The sequence below is a fragment of the Falsiroseomonas oryzae genome (assembly GCF_027856955.1).
Taxonomy (GTDB): domain Bacteria; phylum Pseudomonadota; class Alphaproteobacteria; order Acetobacterales; family Acetobacteraceae; genus Falsiroseomonas; species Falsiroseomonas oryzae.
In genome coordinates this window covers 1-1149 of sequence record NZ_JAPSMD010000845.1, presented here as the reverse complement: position 1 = coordinate 1149, position 1149 = coordinate 1, and the positions used below count along the sequence as shown (strand labels likewise).

Below are 1149 nucleotides of genomic sequence, written 5' to 3'. Positions count from 1 at the left end.
GGCGCCGGTGCGGGATCGATCGCGTCGGCGGCGGGCAGCAGCGCCAGGCGTCGCAGGCCGGGCTGCGCGCCGCCCAGCAATTCCCGCGCGAAGGGATCGGCATCCGGCGCGACCAGCGCGGCCGGCGGGCCATCCGCCACCACGCGGCCGGCGCGCAGCACGACGACATGCGTGCCGAGTTCCAGCGCTTCCTCCGGGTCGTGCGTGACCAGCAGCACCGTCTTGCGGGTCTCGGCGTGGATGCGGCGCAGCTCCGCCCGCAGCTCCCGCCGGGTGATCGGATCCACCGCGCCGAAGGGCTCGTCCATCAGCAGGATGTCCGGGTCGGCGGCCAAGGCGCGCGCGATGCCCACGCGCTGCGCCTGACCGCCGGAGAGCGCGCGCGGCAGCCGCCCGGCCAGCGCGGGGTCCAGGCGCAGCATCGCCAGCAGTTCCTCCACCCGCGCGGCGATGCGCGGGGCGTCCCAGCCCAGCAGGCGCGGCACCGTCGCGATGTTCTCCGCGACCGTGCGGTGCGGGAACAGACCGACCGACTGCATCGCATAGCCGATGGAACGCCGCAGCGCCGGCGCGTCCTGCCGCATCACGTCCTCGCCGCGGACGCGCACGGTGCCGGATGCCGGCTCCACCAGCCGGTTCACCAGCCGCATGAGCGTGGTCTTGCCGGAGCCGGAGGGGCCGACCAGCGCGCAGAGCTCACCGGGGCGCACCTCCAGTGTCACGCCGGCGACGGCCACCAGGGGGCCGAAGCGCACCACGACATCCTCGAAGGCGATCATGTCGGCAGCGCCAGGCGCTGTTCGGCGGCGCGCGCCAGCGCATCGGCCAGCAGCGCGAGCGCGACGATGGGCAGCGCGCCGAGCAGCATCAGGTCGGTGGCGAACTGCGCCAGCCCCTCGAACACCAGCGCGCCGAGACCTCCGGCCCCCACCAATCCGCCGAGCGTGACGAGCCCGATGGCCTGCACCAGCGCCACGCGCAGCCCGCCGGCGAAGACCGGCAGCGCCAGCGGCAGCCGGACCTCCCGCGTGATCCGCGCCTCGCCCATGCCGAGCGCATGGGCGGCGGCGACCGCGGCGGGATCGGCCGCGGCCAGCCCGCCCGCCAGGCTGCGCCACAGCGGCAAGGTGAGATAGGCGGCGGTGGCCA

General features: G+C 75.9%; 2 protein-coding genes. Both read right to left on the bottom strand.

Annotated features, from left to right (window positions below):
- On the bottom strand, nucleotides 1-779 hold a 779-nt coding region (locus tag OZN99_RS32160; protein ID WP_270939253.1), incomplete at its 3' end, for an ATP-binding cassette domain-containing protein.
- The coding region (locus OZN99_RS32155; RefSeq protein ID WP_270939252.1) for an ABC transporter permease subunit at nucleotides 776-1149 on the bottom strand (374 nt) is incomplete at its 5' end. The genes OZN99_RS32160 and OZN99_RS32155, both read right to left, overlap by 4 nt.